The sequence below is a fragment of the Klebsiella sp. PL-2018 genome (genome assembly GCF_019048985.1).
GTDB classification, from domain to species: domain Bacteria; phylum Pseudomonadota; class Gammaproteobacteria; order Enterobacterales; family Enterobacteriaceae; genus Klebsiella; species Klebsiella michiganensis.
In genome coordinates, this window is record NZ_CP077673.1 from 5,356,734 (window position 1) to 5,371,929 (window position 15,196).

The window sequence follows — 15,196 nt, forward strand, 5'->3', positions numbered from 1 at the left end:
CTCTCTTTGGTACTAAGCTTTACTTGGAGTAAAGCTCGACGATCAGGTGTTCGTTAATGTCCGCAGACAGATCAGAACGTTCCGGCTGACGCTTGAACGTACCTTCCATCTTGCCAGCATCAACTTCCAGCCAGGTTGGCTTTTCACGCTGCTCAGCCAGCTCCAGAGCGGCTTTCACGCGAGATTGCTTTTTCGCTTTCTCACGAATGCTGACAACGTCATTCGCTTTAACCTGATAAGAAGCGATGTTAACAACACGACCGTTTACCATGATAGCTTTGTGGCTAACCAGCTGACGTGATTCAGCACGAGTCGCGCCGAAGCCCATACGGTATACAACGTTGTCCAGACGACCTTCCAGCAGAGTCAACAGGTTTTCACCGGTGTTGCCTTTCAGACGCGCTGCTTCTTTATAGTAGTTACGGAACTGACGCTCCAGCACACCGTACATACGGCGAACTTTTTGCTTTTCACGCAACTGCACACCATAGTCAGACAGACGCGGTTTACGCGCACCGTGCTGGCCAGGAGCTTGTTCAATTTTACACTTGGTATCGATCGCGCGAACGCCAGACTTAAGGAACAGGTCTGTGCCCTCACGACGGCTCAGCTTGAGCTTAGGACCCAAATATCTTGCCATTTTCTTTCTCCAACAATCCTAGAAACGAACGCGTTATACGCGACGTTTTTTCGGCGGACGACAACCGTTATGAGGGATCGGAGTCACATCAGTAATATTAGTGATGCGGAAACCAGCGGCGTTCAGTGCACGAATAGTAGATTCGCGACCTGGACCCGGACCTTTGACCATAACTTCCAGATTCTTGATGCCGTATTCTTTTACGGCTTCAGCGCAACGCTCTGCTGCAACCTGAGCTGCAAACGGAGTGGATTTGCGAGAACCACGGAAACCGGAACCACCGGCTGTTGCCCAACCCAGCGCGTTACCCTGACGATCGGTAATGGTAACGATGGTGTTGTTAAAAGAAGCATGGACATGAGCCACGCCATCAGAGACTTGTTTTCTTACACGCTTACGTGCACGAACTGGTGCCTTTGCCATTATTCAATCACCCCGACTATTTCTTGATCGGTTTACGCGGACCCTTACGGGTACGTGCGTTGGTCTTAGTACGCTGACCGCGAACCGGAAGACCACGACGATGGCGTAAACCACGATAGCAACCAAGGTCCATCAGACGCTTGATGCTCAGGGTGATTTCACGGCGCAGATCACCTTCAACGACAAATTTACCAACCGCTTCACGCAGGGATTCAATTTGTTCTTCAGACAGCTCACTGATCTTAACATTTTCAGCGATACCCGTGTCAGCACAGATGGCTTTAGAGCGGGTCTTGCCGATACCGAAAATAGCAGTTAATGCGATTACGGTATGTTTGTGATCAGGAATGTTAATGCCTGCTATACGGGCCACTATGCACTCCTACTATTTAATATGTACGCACCATGCTGAAAAGCCCGTTTTCAGGATACTCAAATGGAAACGTACAGACATACAAAAGATTGGCTGGCTAATCTAGCCAGCTCAACCCAACTTTGCAAGAAAAATATGCGAATAAATCAGCCTTGGCGCTGTTTATGCTTCGGCTCGGCACTGCAAATCACGCGGATGACGCCATCACGCTTAACGATTTTGCAGTTACGGCATAATTTCTTGACGGAAGCACGAACTTTCATTTTTACTCTCCGTAACTTCTCGAGCGACCTGTTAGCGGCCGTAGCCTTTCAGGTTCGCCTTCTTCAATGCAGACTCGTACTGACTCGACATCATCAGAGTTTGCACTTGAGCCATAAAGTCCATAATCACGACAACAACGATAAGCAGTGAGGTCCCACCAAAGTAGAACGGTACTTTCATTGCATCACGCATGAACTCCGGGATCAGGCAGATAAAAGTGATGTATAACGCACCGACCAAAGTCAGGCGAGTCATTACTTTATCGATATACTTCGCCGTTTGCTCTCCCGGACGAATTCCTGGTACAAATGCACCGGACTTCTTCAGGTTATCTGCTGTTTCACGCGGGTTGAAAACCAACGCCGTGTAGAAGAAACAGAAGAAGATGATTGCAGACGCATAGAGTAACACATAAAGCGGTTGCCCAGGCTGCAAATACAGCGAAATTGTTGTCAGCCAGTTCCAACCAGTACCGCCCCCGAACCATGATGTAATGGTAGCCGGGAACAGAATAATACTGGAAGCGAAGATTGCCGGGATAACCCCTGCCATATTCACTTTCAGCGGTAAATGTGTGCTCTGTGCAGCATAGACACGACGACCCTGTTGACGTTTAGCGTAGTTTACCACAATGCGGCGTTGACCACGCTCTACAAAGACAACAAAGAAGGTCACTGCAAATACTAATACTGCAACCAACAGCAACAGGAGGAAGTGCAGGTCGCCTTGACGCGCTTGCTCGATAGTATGGGCGATGGCCGGCGGGAGACCCGCAACGATACCGGCGAAGATAATGATTGAGATACCGTTTCCGATACCGCGCTCAGTAATCTGTTCGCCGAGCCACATCAGGAACATCGTTCCTGAGACCAGACTAACAACAGCGGTGAAATAGAATGCAAAGCCTGGATTAATCACCAGGCCCTGCATACCAGGCATATTCGGCAGACCGGTAGCAATACCGATCGACTGGAATATCGCCAGCACCAGAGTACCGTAGCGGGTGTACTGGCTGATCTTACGACGACCAGACTCCCCTTCTTTCTTCAGCTCCGCTAACGGCTGATAAACAACCGTCAGCAGCTGGACAATGATCGATGCCGAAATATACGGCATGATACCCAACGCAAAGATAGAAGCACGGCTGAGAGCACCACCAGAGAACATGTTGAACATTTCAATGATGGTGCCTCGCTGTTGCTCAAGCAGTTTGGCAAGTACAGCGGCATCAATACCAGGGATCGGAATAAAAGAGCCAATACGGAACACAATCAACGCACCGATTACAAACAACAGTCTGCGCTTCAGTTCGCCAATCCCACCTTTGGCACTTTGAAAATCTAATCCCGGTTGCTTAGCCATCTGCTACTTATTCCTCAATTTTACCGCCAGCAGCTTCGATAGCAGCACGAGCACCTTTAGTCACGCGCAGGCCACGAACAGTTACCGGACGAGATACTTCACCAGACAGGATCACTTTCGCGAATTCGATCTGGATACCGATAATGTTAGCCGCTTTCAGCGTGTTCAGGTCGATAACATCGCCTTCTACGTGAGCCAGATCAGACAGACGAACTTCTGCGGTGATCATCGCTTTACGAGAAGTGAAGCCGAATTTCGGCAGACGACGGTACAGAGGCATCTGACCACCTTCGAAACCGCGACGTACGCCACCACCAGAACGAGAGTTCTGACCTTTGTGACCACGACCACCGGTTTTACCGAGGCCAGAACCGATACCACGACCCAGGCGTTTACCCGCCTTTTTGGAGCCTTCGGCCGGAGACAGAGTATTTAAACGCATCTCTTACTCCTCAACTTTAACCATGAAGGAAACCGCGTTGACCATACCACGAACAGCAGGAGTATCCTCGCGCTCTACGGTGTGACCAATACGACGCAGACCCAGGCCAAGCAGCGTTGCCTTGTGTTTCGGCAGACGACCGATTGCACTGCGGGTTTGAGTAATTTTAATAGTCTTTGCCATGGTTTATTTCCCCAGAATTTCTTCAACGGATTTACCACGCTTGGCAGCGACCATTTCTGGAGAATTCATATTTTCCAGGCCATCAATAGTTGCACGAACCACGTTGATCGGGTTGGTGGAACCATATGCTTTGGCCAGAACGTTATGAACTCCAGCAACTTCCAGAACGGCGCGCATTGCACCACCGGCGATGATACCGGTACCTTCGGAAGCTGGCTGCATGAATACACGAGAACCCGTGTGAACACCTTTAACCGGGTGCTGCAGGGTGCCGTGGTTCAGCGCGACGTTAATCATATTGCGACGGGCTTTTTCCATCGCTTTCTGGATCGCTGCTGGAACTTCACGCGCTTTACCGTAACCAAAACCAACGCGACCGTTACCGTCACCAACTACAGTCAGAGCTGTGAAGGAGAAAATACGACCACCTTTAACGGTTTTAGATACGCGGTTAACCGCGATCAGCTTTTCCTGCAGTTCGCCAGCTTGTTTTTCGATGTGAGCCATCTTACACCTCTACCTTAGAACTGAAGGCCAGCTTCACGGGCAGCATCTGCCAGTGCCTGGACACGACCATGATATTGGAACCCGGAACGGTCAAAGGAAACATCTTTGATGCCTTTTTCCAGAGCGCGTTCAGCAACAGCTTTACCCACAGCTGCTGCCGCGTCTTTGTTACCGGTGTACTTCAGTTGTTCAGCGATAGCTTTTTCTACAGTAGAAGCAGCTACCAGAACTTCAGAACCGTTCGGTGCAATTACCTGTGCGTAAATATGACGCGGGGTACGATGTACCACCAGGCGAGTTGCACCCAGCTCCTGGAGCTTGCGGCGTGCGCGGGTCGCACGACGGATACGAGCAGATTTCTTATCCATAGTGTTACCTTACTTCTTCTTAGCCTCTTTGGTACGCACGACTTCGTCGGCGTAACGAACACCCTTGCCTTTATAAGGCTCAGGACGACGGTAGGCGCGCAGATCTGCTGCAACCTGGCCGATCACCTGCTTATCAGCGCCTTTCAGCACGATTTCAGTTTGAGTCGGACATTCTGCAGTGATACCGGCCGGCAGTTTATGCTCAACAGGATGAGAGAAACCTAAAGCCAGGTTTACTACATCCCCTTTGACCGCTGCACGATAGCCTACACCAACCAGCTGAAGCTTTTTAGTGAAGCCTTCGGTAACACCAACAACCATTGAGTTCAGCAGGGCACGCGCGGTACCAGCCTGAGCCCATCCATCCACGAAACCATCACGCGGACCGAAGGTCAGAGCATTTTCTGCATGTTTAACTTCAACAGCATTGTTGAGGGTACGAGTCAGCTCGCCGTTTTTACCTTTGATCGTAATAACCTGACCGTTGATTTTTACATCAACGCCGGCAGGAACAACGACCGGTGCTTTAGCAACACGAGACATTTTTTCCTCCGATTAGGCTACGTAGCAGATAATTTCGCCACCAAGACCAGCCTGGCGCGCTGCACGATCGGTCATAACACCTTTAGAGGTAGAAATAACCGCGATACCCAGACCTGCCATAACTTTCGGCAGCTCATCTTTACGTTTGTAGATGCGCAGACCTGGGCGGCTGACACGCTGAATGCTTTCTACAACAGCTTTACCCTGGAAATACTTAAGAGTCAGTTCCAGTTCCGGCTTGATGTCGCCTTCAACTTTAAAATCTTCAATAAAGCCTTCTTCCTTCAGCACGTTGGCAATTGCCACTTTCAGCTTGGAGGAAGGCATGGTGACCGCAGCTTTATTCGCGGCCTGACCGTTACGGATACGGGTCAGCATATCCGCGATCGGATCTTGCATGCTCATCTGTCTTTACTCCCGTGATTCAATTGGTGACAATTACCAGCTAGCCTTTTTCAGACCCGGGATTTCACCGCGCATTGCGGCTTCACGGACCTTGATACGGCTCAACCCGAACTTCCGCAGGAAACCATGCGGACGACCTGTTTGACGGCAGCGATTACGCTGACGAGACGGGCTGGAATCACGCGGCAGAGTCTGCAGCTTGAGAACAGCATTCCAACGATCTTCGTCGGTTGCGTTCACATCAGAGATGATAGCTTTCAGTTCAGCGCGTTTAGCGAAGAATTTATCAGCTAAAGCCACGCGCTTTACTTCGCGTGCTTTCATTGATTGCTTAGCCATTAAGTAACCCTACCTTACTTGCGGAACGGGAAGTCAAAGGCAGCCAGCAGAGCGCGGCCTTCTTCATCAGATTTCGCAGTAGTGGTAATGGTAATATCCAAACCACGAACGCGGTCGACTTTATCGTAGTCGATTTCTGGGAAGATGATCTGCTCACGGACACCCATGCTGTAGTTGCCACGACCGTCGAAAGACTTAGCGGACAAGCCACGGAAGTCACGGATACGCGGTACAGCAATAGTGATCAGGCGCTCAAAGAACTCCCACATGCGTTCGCCACGCAGAGTTACTTTACAGCCGATCGGATAGCCCTGACGGATTTTGAAGCCTGCAACTGATTTGCGTGCTTTGGTGATCAGCGGTTTTTGACCGGAGATTGCTGTCAGATCGGCTGCTGCGTTATCCAGCAGTTTCTTGTCAGCGATCGCTTCACCAACACCCATGTTCAGGGTGATCTTCTCGACCCGAGGGACTTGCATGACAGAATTGTAGTTAAACTCAGTCATGAGTTTTTTAACTACTTCGTCTTTGTAGTAATCATGCAGTTTCGCCATCGTACTACTCCAAATTACTTGATAGTTTCGCTGTTAGATTTGAAGAAACGGACTTTTTTGCCGTCTTCGAATCTAAAGCCTACACGGTCAGCCTTGCCGGTTGCCGCATTGAAGATTGCAACGTTAGAAACCTGAATAGCAGCTTCTTTTTCAACGATGCCGCCTGGTTGGTTCAGAGCCGGAACCGGCTTCTGGTGTTTCTTAACCAGGTTGATACCTTCAACAATGAGCTTGCCGGAAGACAAGACATTCTTAACTTTACCGCGTTTACCTTTATCTTTACCGGTTAACACGATAACTTCGTCATCACGACGGATTTTCGCTGCCATGATTCGCTCCTTAGAGTACTTCTGGGGCCAGAGAGATAATTTTCATGAACTTCTCGTTACGAAGTTCACGAGTTACCGGCCCAAAAATACGCGTACCGATGGGCTGCTCGCTGTTATTGTTTAAAATAACGCATGCATTACCATCGAAGCGAATGACAGAACCGTCCGGGCGACGAACACCCTTCTTGGTGCGCACCACTACCGCCTTCAGCACATCACCTTTTTTGACCTTACCACGCGGAATTGCTTCTTTGATGGTGATCTTGATGATGTCGCCTACGCCTGCGTAGCGACGGTGCGAGCCACCCAGAACCTTGATACACATTACGCGACGTGCACCGGAGTTGTCGGCGACGTTCAGCATAGTCTGTTCTTGGATCATTTTAGTGCTCCGCTAATGTCAACTACTACTGAGACCCAAAAATAGGGTCGTTAAAAAAGCCCCATATCGAGGGCGCGGCATTATAACACCGCAAATCAGATATGGGTAGAAAAAATAAACGGCTCATCGCTGAGCCGTTTATCCGTATCGAGAATGCGTACTCTATTACAGAACCGCTTTCTCTACAACGCGAACCAGCGTCCAGGACTTAGTCTTGGACAGCGGACGGCATTCGCGGATTTCAACCACGTCGCCGATACCGCATTCGTTGTTCTCGTCATGTACGTGCAGTTTGGTCGTACGCTTGATGAATTTGCCGTATACCGGGTGTTTCACCATACGTTCGATAGCAACAACAATGGATTTCTCCATTTTGTCGCTAACCACGCGACCTTGCAGAGTACGGATTTTATCGGTCATTACGCACCCGCCTTCTGAGTCAGTAAAGTCTTAACGCGTGCAACATCACGACGCACTTGCTTCAGCAGATGAGTCTGTTGCAGCTGGCCACTTGCAGCCTGCATACGCAGGTTGAACTGCTCACGCAGCAGGTTCAGCAGCTCAGCGTTCAGCTCTTCAACGCTTTTTTCACGCAGCTCTTTTGCTTTCATTACATCACCGTCTTAGTTACAAAGGTGGTTTTGATCGGCAGTTTCGCTGCTGCCAGGCCGAATGCTTCACGGGCCAGCTCTTCCGGTACGCCGTCCATTTCATAAAGGACTTTACCCGGCTGAATCAAGGCAACCCAGTACTCCACGTTACCTTTACCTTTACCCATACGAACTTCCAGCGGCTTCTCGGTGATCGGTTTGTCCGGGAATACACGGATCCAAATCTTACCTTGACGCTTAACTGCACGGGTCATAGCACGACGTGCTGCTTCGATCTGACGTGCAGTCAGACGACCACGGCCAACAGCTTTCAGACCGAAAGTGCCGAAGCTAACATCCGTACCCTGCGCCAGACCACGGTTGCGGCCTTTGTGCACTTTACGGAATTTTGTACGCTTTGGTTGTAACATCAGCGACGCTCCTTATTTACGGCCTTTACGCTGCTGCTTTTTAGGTTGAGCAGCCGGTTCCGGTTGTTCAACAGCAGCCATACCACCCAGGATCTCACCTTTGAAGATCCATACCTTAACGCCGATTACACCGTAAGTGGTGTGCGCTTCAGAGGTGTTGTAGTCGATGTCAGCACGCAGAGTGTGCAGCGGTACGCGACCTTCACGGTACCATTCGGTACGTGCGATTTCCGCGCCGCCCAGACGGCCGCTAACTTCAACTTTGATACCTTTAGCGCCCAGACGCATTGCGTTCTGTACAGCACGCTTCATAGCACGACGGAACATAACGCGACGTTCCAGCTGAGAAGTGATGCTGTCAGCAACCAATTTAGCGTCCAGTTCAGGCTTACGAACTTCGGCAATATTGATCTGTGCAGGCACGCCAGCGAGATCCGCGACGACCTTGCGCAGTTTTTCTACGTCTTCGCCTTTCTTACCGATAACGATACCCGGGCGAGCAGTGTGAATGGTCACACGGATGCTTTTAGCCGGACGCTCGATAACGATGCGAGATACAGACGCTTTCGCCAGTTCCTTAGTCAGGTACTGACGTACTTTAAAATCGCTGTCCAGGTTGTCAGCGAATTCTTTGGTGTTCGCAAACCAGGTTGAGTTCCATGGTTTTACAATACCCAGGCGAATACCATTAGGATGTACTTTCTGACCCATTGCTAGTCTCCAGAGTCTCAGCGATCGGACACAACCACAGTAATGTGGCTGGTGCGCTTCAGGATGCGATCTGCACGACCTTTAGCACGCGGCATAATGCGCTTCATGCTCGGGCCTTCGTCTACGAAAATTTTCGCAACTTTCAGATCATCAATGTCAGCGCCATCGTTGTGTTCAGCGTTAGCAATGGCAGATTCCAGTACCTTCTTGACCAGTACAGCAGCTTTCTTATTGGTGTAGGTCAGAATATCCAGGGCCTGCGACACTTTCTTACCGCGAATCAGGTCAGCAACAAGGCGAACCTTCTGAGCAGAAGAACGAGCATGGCGATGTTGAGCTAAAGTTTCCATCTCTTCCTCCTACCTTATTTCTTCTTCGCTTTTTTATCAGCAGCGTGGCCGCGATAAGTACGAGTCGGTGCGAATTCACCCAGTTTGTGACCAACCATTTCGTCGGAAACAAAAACTGGAACGTGCTGACGACCATTATGGACAGCGATGGTCAAACCGATCATGTTAGGAAAGATCGTTGAACGACGGGACCAAGTGCGCAGGGGCTTCTTGTCTCCGCTTTCCACCGCTTTCTCTACCTTCTTCAGCAAGTGCAGGTCAATAAAAGGACCTTTCTTGAGAGAACGTGGCATGGCTTATCCTCTAAAATTATTTGCTACGGCGACGTACGATGAATTTATCAGTACGCTTGTTGCTGCGGGTCTTCTTACCTTTGGTCTGAACGCCCCACGGAGTTACCGGGTGCTTACCAAAGTTACGACCTTCACCACCACCATGTGGGTGGTCGACTGGGTTCATCGCAGTACCGCGAACGGTAGGACGAACACCACGCCAGCGTGCAGCACCTGCTTTACCCAGAACGCGCAGCATATGCTCAGCATTGCCAACTTCGCCCAGAGTAGCGCGGCAGTCTGCTTCGACTTTACGCATTTCACCAGAACGCAGACGCAGGGTGACATAAGCACCATCGCGAGCAACGATCTGAACGTAAGTACCAGCGGAACGAGCCAGCTGACCGCCTTTACCTGGTTTCATTTCTACGTTATGAACGGTAGAACCAACCGGGATATTGCGCATCGGCAGGGTGTTGCCTGCTTTGATTGCAGCATCAACGCCAGATTGAATCTGGTCGCCAGCTTTCAGGCCTTTAGGGGCCAGAATGTAACGGCGCTCACCGTCTTTGTACAGAACCAGCGCGATGTTCGCGGAGCGGTTCGGATCGTACTCAAGACGTTCAACAACTGCCGGGATACCATCTTTGTTGCGTTTGAAGTCAACAATACGGTAGGCCTGTTTGTGACCACCACCGATATGACGGGTGGTGATACGGCCATTGTTGTTACGACCACCGGATTTGCTGTTTTTTTCAACCAGCGGAGCAAAAGGTTTGCCCTTGTGCAGCTCTGGGTTGACCACTTTAACAACGTGGCGACGACCCGGAGATGTCGGTTTACATTTAACAACTGCCATTGTATTACTCCTCCGACTTACTCAGCGCCGCCGACGAAGTCCAGATTCTGGCCTTCCTTCAGGGTGACGTAAGCTTTTTTCCAGTCGCTACGACGACCGATACGCTGTCCGTGACGTTTAACTTTCCCTTTAACAACCAGGGTGTTAACGACTTCGACTTCGACTTCAAACAGTTTCTGCACAGCAGCTTTGATCTCTGCTTTGGTCGCGTCTTTAGCAACTTTGAGAACGATGGTGTTAGTTTTTTCCATCGCAGTAGACGCTTTTTCAGAAACGTGCGGTGCGCGCAGCACCTTCAGCAGACGTTCTTCACGAATCATGCCAGCATCTCCTCAACTTGCTTAACAGCATCAGCAGTCATTACGACTTTGTCGAAGGCGATCAGGCTAACCGGGTCGATACCAGTTGCATCACGTACGTCAACCTTGTGCAGGTTGCGCGCAGCAAGGAACAGGTTCTCGTCCAGCTCACCGGTGATGATCAGCACATCTTCCAGAGCCATGTCTTTCAGTTTCTGTGCCAGCAGCTTAGTTTTAGGCGCTTCTACAGAGAAAGATTCGACAACGATCAGACGATCCTGACGTACCAGTTCGGACAGAATGCTTTTCAGCGCGCCGCGGTACATCTTTTTGTTAACTTTTTGACTGTGGTCCTGCGGACGCGCAGCGAAGGTCACGCCACCTGAACGCCAGATCGGGCTCTTGATAGAACCTGAACGCGCACGGCCGGTACCTTTCTGGCGCCACGGCTTTTTGCCTGAACCAGTTACTTCAGCACGAGTCTTCTGAGCACGAGTACCCTGACGAGCACCAGCTGCATAAGCAACTACAACCTGGTGAACCAGCGCTTCGTTGAAATCACGACCGAAGGTAGTTTCGGAAACAGTCAGCGCGCTCTGCGCGTCTTTCAATACTAATTCCATTGCTATCCCCTTACGCCTTCACAGCTGGTTTAACGATCAGGTCGCTACCGGTTGCACCCGGGACCGCGCCTTTAACCAGCAGCAGGTTGCGCTCAGCGTCAACACGTACTACGTCCAGGCTCTGAACGGTGACACGTTCGTTACCCAGCTGACCTGCCATTTTCTTGCCTTTGAACACTTTGCCCGGAGTCTGGTTCTGACCGATAGAACCCGGAACGCGGTGAGACAAGGAGTTACCGTGAGTAGCGTCCTGGGTACGGAAGTTCCAGCGCTTAACGGTACCAGCAAAACCTTTACCTTTAGAGGTACCGGTTACGTCAACTTTTTTAACGTCAGCAAACAGCTCAACGCTAATGTCCTGACCTACGGTGAACTCTTCGCCGTCAGCCAGACGGAATTCCCACAGACCACGGCCAGCTTCTACGCCAGCTTTAGCGAAGTGACCCGCTTCCGGTTTGGTTACACGGTTAGCTTTTTTAGCACCAGTGGTCACCTGAACGGCACGGTAGCCATCGTTAGCCAGATCTTTAACCTGAGTAACGCGGTTTGCTTCAACTTCGATTACGGTTACTGGGATAGATACGCCATCTTCAGTGAAGATGCGGGTCATGCCCACTTTTTTACCGACTAAACCAATCATTGTTTCAACCTCTCAATCGCTCGATGACCTGATTAACCCAGGCTGATCTGCACGTCTACACCGGCAGCCAGATCCAGACGCATCAGAGCATCAACGGTTTTTTCAGTTGGCTCAACGATGTCAACCAGACGCTTATGAGTGCGGATTTCGTACTGATCGCGCGCGTCTTTGTTAACGTGCGGAGAGATCAGAACGGTAAAGCGCTCTTTGCGGGTCGGCAGCGGGATCGGACCACGGACTTGCGCACCAGTGCGTTTAGCAGTCTCGACGATTTCCGCGGTTGATTGATCGATCAGACGATGATCAAACGCTTTAAGGCGGATACGGATTCTTTGGTTCTGCATGAGACCAGAGCTCCAATTATTTTATAGACGAAATGGTTACTCCTCATACCCATTACGATTGATGGGAGAGTGTAACCGTTCTTACATAGTTCCCCAATTGGGAACATTGTTTGGTAGCGTGTTGCTGCTACCAGGGTTCATATCGAACCGGCCGTCAACTTTGACAGGCCCGCGCATTATACGCAAATTCAGCGACAACGCAAGGGCTGCGTACAAAATCATCACCTGTTTCTGCGAGCTCACTTCCACTCCCGACGCAATGCCATGAAAGGCCGACAAATACTCTGGAGCGGGACATCCATTCCTGTTTATTGCCTTTTGCCAGAGGCTCGGCTCCTGCATCACACTCGGTACCCAGGACCACCACATGGAAACCATCGATGATAGCGACTTTGGCATTCTTTATTATTTATGGCGGGTTATTACTCACGCTTTGTTGGCACGATCTGCGCTATGGCTTGCTACCCGATAAATTTACCTGCCCTCTGCTGTGGGGCGGGTTGCTTTATTATCTGTGTATGTCACCAGCCAATCTGCAGCATGCAGTCTGGGGAGCGATAGCAGGCTGTCTGGCCTTTGCGTTGATCTATTGGCTCTACAGGGGAATACGCGGGCGTGAAGGCATCGGCTACGGCGATGTCAAATTTCTCGCCGCACTAGGGGCATGGCAGGGATGGAGAGTTTTACCGCAGCTCGTAATTATAGCAACGATTCTCGCCTGCGCTGCCGTAACGGTTCTGATGCTGTGCGGCAAACATAGGCTGGCATTACGCAACCCGCTGCCTTTCGGCCCTTTCCTGGCCACAGCGGGTTTGCTATGTGGTTGGCAGACGTTTTTTAGTCAGCCACTTTAATCTGCGACTGAAGATAATTCTGCAGACCAATTTTACCTATCAAATCCAGCTCGGTTTCCAGCCAGTCGATATGGCCTTCTTCATCGGCGAGGATGGTGATTAACATATCACGGCTGACGTAGTCGTGGACGCTGTCAGCATAGGCGATGGCTTCTCGTAGATCCTTCGCCCCTTCCAGTTCCAGCCTCAGGTCGGATTGCAGCATCTCCTCGACGTCCTCTCCGATGCGGAGTTTGCCGAGATCCTGCAGGTTCGGGATCCCTTCGAGAAATAAAATGCGCTCGATATATTTATCGGCATGCTTCATTTCATCGATAGATTCGTGGTACTCGACATCATTGAGGCGCATCAGGCCCCAGTTCTTGAACATTCTCGCATGGAGAAAGTATTGATTAATTGCGACTAGCTCATTTCCCAATAATTTATTGAGATAACTTATGATTTTGACATCACCTTTCATTATATAGTCCCTCCGCTTCCACTTATTGAAGCGTAGTTCGGGCTATAGGGATGTCAAAGTAAAGCTGAGAGACTTCAGGCGATCTCTTGATATTCCGGCATGCGGGTTAATTCATCTTCCATAATTTCTCGTGCTGCACGAACGCACTTACCACATTGATTTCCAACGGGAATAAATTTCCGCAGCTGCTGAAAAGACTGAGGATTGAATTGGCGCACAGCCTGACGAATTTTTTTATCGTTCACACCATTACACAGACAAACGTACATATATACTCCCGTTCAACTTACAGACAAAGTGTAAATGAGAATAGTTATGATTACAATAGACTGTTTATTAAATAGGCGTTTAATCTCTTTGCTGTCAGTCACTGTGCTGCTTCATGCAAATAGCAGACAGCAAAAAGGGCGCCTTAGCGCCCTTTTTAATTCAGAACTAAATATTAGCCCAGAACTTTAGCAACAACGCCCGCGCCAACGGTACGGCCACCTTCACGGATTGCGAAACGCAGACCGTCGTCCATCGCGATCGGGTGGATCAGGGTAACAACCATTTTGATGTTGTCGCCCGGCATTACCATCTCTACGCCTTCCGGCAGTTCGATGGTGCCAGTCACGTCAGTTGTACGGAAGTAGAACTGCGGACGGTAGCCTTTGAAGAACGGAGTATGACGGCCGCCTTCGTCTTTGGACAGAATGTACACTTCAGATTCGAACTTGGTGTGCGGCTTGATAGAACCCGGCTTAGCCAGTACCTGACCACGTTCGATTTCTTCACGTTTGATACCACGCAGCAGAACACCAACGTTCTCACCAGCACGGCCTTCGTCCAGCAGTTTGCGGAACATTTCAACGCCAGTACAGGTAGACTTCGCAGTCTCTTTGATACCAACGATTTCAACTTCTTCGCCAACTTTGATGATACCGCGCTCTACACGACCGGTAACAACGGTACCACGACCGGAGATGGAGAATACGTCTTCGATCGGCAGCAGGAACGGCTTGTCAATCGCACGCTCTGGTTCCGGGATGTAAGAATCCAGGTAGCCAGCCAGTTCGATGATTTTCGCTTCCCAGTCTGCGTCGCCTTCCAGCGCTTTCAGAGCGGAACCGCGAACGATCGGAGTGTCGTCGCCCGGGAAATCGTACTGAGACAGAAGTTCACGAACTTCCATTTCAACCAGTTCCAGCAGCTCTTCGTCATCAACCATGTCGCATTTGTTCAGGAACACGATGATGTACGGAACGCCTACCTGACGACCCAGCAGGATGTGCTCACGAGTCTGCGGCATCGGGCCGTCAGTCGCAGCAACAACCAGGATCGCGCCGTCCATCTGCGCAGCACCGGTGATCATGTTTTTAACATAGTCGGCGTGGCCCGGGCAGTCTACGTGCGCGTAGTGGCGAGTCGGGGTGTCATATTCAACGTGAGAAGTGTTGATGGTGATACCACGAGCTTTTTCTTCCGGCGCGTTATCGATCTGGTCGAATGCGCGAGCAGAACCACCGTAGGTTTTAGCCAGAACGGTAGTGATTGCAGCGGTCAGAGTAGTTTTACCATGGTCAACGTGGCCGATAGTACCGACGTTGACGTGCGGTTTTGTACGTTCAAATTTTTCTTTAGACACGGCTATATTCCTTACTATAGTG

30 protein-coding genes are annotated in these 15,196 nt (G+C 50.4%); 1 reads left to right on the plus strand and 29 read right to left on the minus strand.

Annotated elements, in window-relative coordinates; genetic code table 11:
- Positions 1-19: 19 nt before the first annotated feature.
- The 26 genes from rpsD to rpsJ form a co-directional block, all read right to left on the minus strand.
- Entirely contained in the window at positions 20-640 is a 621-nt protein-coding gene (rpsD, locus tag MKleb_RS25290; protein WP_004125897.1) for a 30S ribosomal protein S4, read from the minus strand.
- A 33-nt stretch (positions 641-673) separates the two neighbouring features.
- Entirely contained in the window at positions 674-1,063 is a 390-nt protein-coding gene (gene rpsK, locus MKleb_RS25295; RefSeq protein WP_004138423.1) for a 30S ribosomal protein S11, read from the minus strand.
- Positions 1,064-1,079: 16 nt separating this feature from the next.
- Positions 1,080-1,436 carry a 30S ribosomal protein S13 gene (rpsM, locus tag MKleb_RS25300; RefSeq protein WP_004106333.1) on the minus strand — a complete coding sequence of 119 codons (357 nt, stop codon included), beginning with the start codon at positions 1,434-1,436 and terminating at the stop codon, positions 1,080-1,082.
- A 146-nt stretch (positions 1,437-1,582) separates the two neighbouring features.
- Entirely contained in the window at positions 1,583-1,699 is a 117-nt protein-coding gene (gene rpmJ, locus MKleb_RS25305) for a 50S ribosomal protein L36 (RefSeq protein WP_000868187.1), read from the minus strand.
- A gap of 31 nt (positions 1,700-1,730) precedes the next feature.
- Entirely contained in the window at positions 1,731-3,062 is a 1,332-nt protein-coding gene (secY, locus tag MKleb_RS25310; RefSeq protein ID WP_004106334.1) for a preprotein translocase subunit SecY, read from the minus strand.
- A 7-nt stretch (positions 3,063-3,069) separates the two neighbouring features.
- Positions 3,070-3,504 (minus strand): 50S ribosomal protein L15, encoded by a 435-nt coding sequence (rplO, locus tag MKleb_RS25315; protein WP_004106336.1) that lies wholly within the window; start codon positions 3,502-3,504, stop codon positions 3,070-3,072.
- A gap of 3 nt (positions 3,505-3,507) precedes the next feature.
- On the minus strand, positions 3,508-3,687 hold the full coding sequence (gene rpmD, locus MKleb_RS25320) for a 50S ribosomal protein L30 (protein WP_001140434.1): 180 nt from the start codon (positions 3,685-3,687) through the stop codon (positions 3,508-3,510).
- A gap of 3 nt (positions 3,688-3,690) precedes the next feature.
- A complete protein-coding gene (gene rpsE / locus MKleb_RS25325) occupies positions 3,691-4,194 on the minus strand; it encodes a 30S ribosomal protein S5 (protein WP_004106339.1) in 504 nt (167 codons plus the stop codon).
- A 14-nt stretch (positions 4,195-4,208) separates the two neighbouring features.
- Positions 4,209-4,562 (minus strand): 50S ribosomal protein L18, encoded by a 354-nt coding sequence (gene rplR, locus MKleb_RS25330; protein WP_000358960.1) that lies wholly within the window; start codon positions 4,560-4,562, stop codon positions 4,209-4,211.
- A gap of 9 nt (positions 4,563-4,571) precedes the next feature.
- Positions 4,572-5,105: a 50S ribosomal protein L6 gene (gene rplF, locus MKleb_RS25335; RefSeq protein ID WP_025107523.1), complete on the minus strand. Its 534-nt coding sequence runs from the start codon at positions 5,103-5,105 to the stop codon at positions 4,572-4,574.
- Positions 5,106-5,117: 12 nt separating this feature from the next.
- A complete protein-coding gene (rpsH, locus tag MKleb_RS25340) occupies positions 5,118-5,510 on the minus strand; it encodes a 30S ribosomal protein S8 (protein ID WP_004106343.1) in 393 nt (130 codons plus the stop codon).
- Between the two features lie 33 nt (positions 5,511-5,543).
- Entirely contained in the window at positions 5,544-5,849 is a 306-nt protein-coding gene (rpsN, locus tag MKleb_RS25345) for a 30S ribosomal protein S14 (protein ID WP_002919667.1), read from the minus strand.
- Between the two features lie 14 nt (positions 5,850-5,863).
- Positions 5,864-6,403 carry a 50S ribosomal protein L5 gene (gene rplE / locus MKleb_RS25350; protein ID WP_001096202.1) on the minus strand — a complete coding sequence of 180 codons (540 nt, stop codon included), beginning with the start codon at positions 6,401-6,403 and terminating at the stop codon, positions 5,864-5,866.
- A gap of 14 nt (positions 6,404-6,417) precedes the next feature.
- On the minus strand, positions 6,418-6,732 hold the full coding sequence (gene rplX, locus MKleb_RS25355) for a 50S ribosomal protein L24 (RefSeq protein WP_004106345.1): 315 nt from the start codon (positions 6,730-6,732) through the stop codon (positions 6,418-6,420).
- Positions 6,733-6,742: 10 nt separating this feature from the next.
- Positions 6,743-7,114: a 50S ribosomal protein L14 gene (gene rplN, locus MKleb_RS25360; RefSeq protein WP_000613954.1), complete on the minus strand. Its 372-nt coding sequence runs from the start codon at positions 7,112-7,114 to the stop codon at positions 6,743-6,745.
- 165 nt (positions 7,115-7,279) lie between these two features.
- Positions 7,280-7,534: a 30S ribosomal protein S17 gene (gene rpsQ / locus MKleb_RS25365; protein WP_004106347.1), complete on the minus strand. Its 255-nt coding sequence runs from the start codon at positions 7,532-7,534 to the stop codon at positions 7,280-7,282.
- Entirely contained in the window at positions 7,534-7,725 is a 192-nt protein-coding gene (gene rpmC, locus MKleb_RS25370) for a 50S ribosomal protein L29 (protein ID WP_002919754.1), read from the minus strand. The genes rpsQ and rpmC overlap by 1 nt, the downstream gene beginning before the upstream one ends.
- Positions 7,725-8,135, minus strand: coding sequence for a 50S ribosomal protein L16 (gene rplP / locus MKleb_RS25375; protein WP_002919759.1), 411 nt, complete (start codon positions 8,133-8,135; stop codon positions 7,725-7,727). The genes rpmC and rplP overlap by 1 nt, the downstream gene beginning before the upstream one ends.
- Positions 8,136-8,147: 12 nt before the next feature.
- Positions 8,148-8,846 (minus strand): 30S ribosomal protein S3, encoded by a 699-nt coding sequence (rpsC, locus tag MKleb_RS25380; RefSeq protein WP_004106350.1) that lies wholly within the window; start codon positions 8,844-8,846, stop codon positions 8,148-8,150.
- Positions 8,847-8,863: 17 nt separating this feature from the next.
- Positions 8,864-9,196: a 50S ribosomal protein L22 gene (gene rplV / locus MKleb_RS25385; RefSeq protein ID WP_002919773.1), complete on the minus strand. Its 333-nt coding sequence runs from the start codon at positions 9,194-9,196 to the stop codon at positions 8,864-8,866.
- A 14-nt stretch (positions 9,197-9,210) separates the two neighbouring features.
- Positions 9,211-9,489, minus strand: coding sequence for a 30S ribosomal protein S19 (rpsS, locus tag MKleb_RS25390; protein ID WP_001138115.1), 279 nt, complete (start codon positions 9,487-9,489; stop codon positions 9,211-9,213).
- Between the two features lie 16 nt (positions 9,490-9,505).
- A complete protein-coding gene (gene rplB, locus MKleb_RS25395) occupies positions 9,506-10,327 on the minus strand; it encodes a 50S ribosomal protein L2 (RefSeq protein ID WP_000301869.1) in 822 nt (273 codons plus the stop codon).
- A 17-nt stretch (positions 10,328-10,344) separates the two neighbouring features.
- Positions 10,345-10,647, minus strand: coding sequence for a 50S ribosomal protein L23 (gene rplW / locus MKleb_RS25400; protein WP_000617546.1), 303 nt, complete (start codon positions 10,645-10,647; stop codon positions 10,345-10,347).
- Complete coding sequence (gene rplD, locus MKleb_RS25405) at positions 10,644-11,249, minus strand: 50S ribosomal protein L4 (RefSeq protein WP_003031119.1); 606 nt, start codon at positions 11,247-11,249, stop codon at positions 10,644-10,646. Before rplD ends, rplW begins: the two co-directional genes overlap by 4 nt.
- Before the next feature lie 10 nt (positions 11,250-11,259).
- A complete protein-coding gene (gene rplC, locus MKleb_RS25410; protein ID WP_004106354.1) occupies positions 11,260-11,889 on the minus strand; it encodes a 50S ribosomal protein L3 in 630 nt (209 codons plus the stop codon).
- 32 nt (positions 11,890-11,921) lie between these two features.
- Positions 11,922-12,233 carry a 30S ribosomal protein S10 gene (gene rpsJ, locus MKleb_RS25415; protein WP_001181005.1) on the minus strand — a complete coding sequence of 104 codons (312 nt, stop codon included), beginning with the start codon at positions 12,231-12,233 and terminating at the stop codon, positions 11,922-11,924.
- Between the two features lie 380 nt (positions 12,234-12,613).
- On the opposite strand from rpsJ, the gene MKleb_RS25420 reads away from it, so the two are divergent.
- Positions 12,614-13,087 carry a prepilin peptidase gene (locus tag MKleb_RS25420; protein ID WP_217076349.1) on the plus strand — a complete coding sequence of 158 codons (474 nt, stop codon included), beginning with the start codon at positions 12,614-12,616 and terminating at the stop codon, positions 13,085-13,087.
- On the opposite strand, the gene bfr is transcribed toward MKleb_RS25420, so the two are convergent.
- The 3 genes from bfr to tuf form a co-directional block, all read right to left on the minus strand.
- Positions 13,071-13,547: a bacterioferritin gene (gene bfr / locus MKleb_RS25425; RefSeq protein ID WP_004125910.1), complete on the minus strand. Its 477-nt coding sequence runs from the start codon at positions 13,545-13,547 to the stop codon at positions 13,071-13,073. The genes MKleb_RS25420 and bfr overlap by 17 nt on opposite strands.
- Positions 13,548-13,621: 74 nt before the next feature.
- Positions 13,622-13,816: a bacterioferritin-associated ferredoxin gene (gene bfd / locus MKleb_RS25430; RefSeq protein ID WP_004125913.1), complete on the minus strand. Its 195-nt coding sequence runs from the start codon at positions 13,814-13,816 to the stop codon at positions 13,622-13,624.
- A 173-nt stretch (positions 13,817-13,989) separates the two neighbouring features.
- On the minus strand, positions 13,990-15,174 hold the full coding sequence (tuf, locus tag MKleb_RS25435; RefSeq protein ID WP_004097636.1) for an elongation factor Tu: 1,185 nt from the start codon (positions 15,172-15,174) through the stop codon (positions 13,990-13,992).
- Between the last annotated feature and the right edge of the window lie 22 nt (positions 15,175-15,196).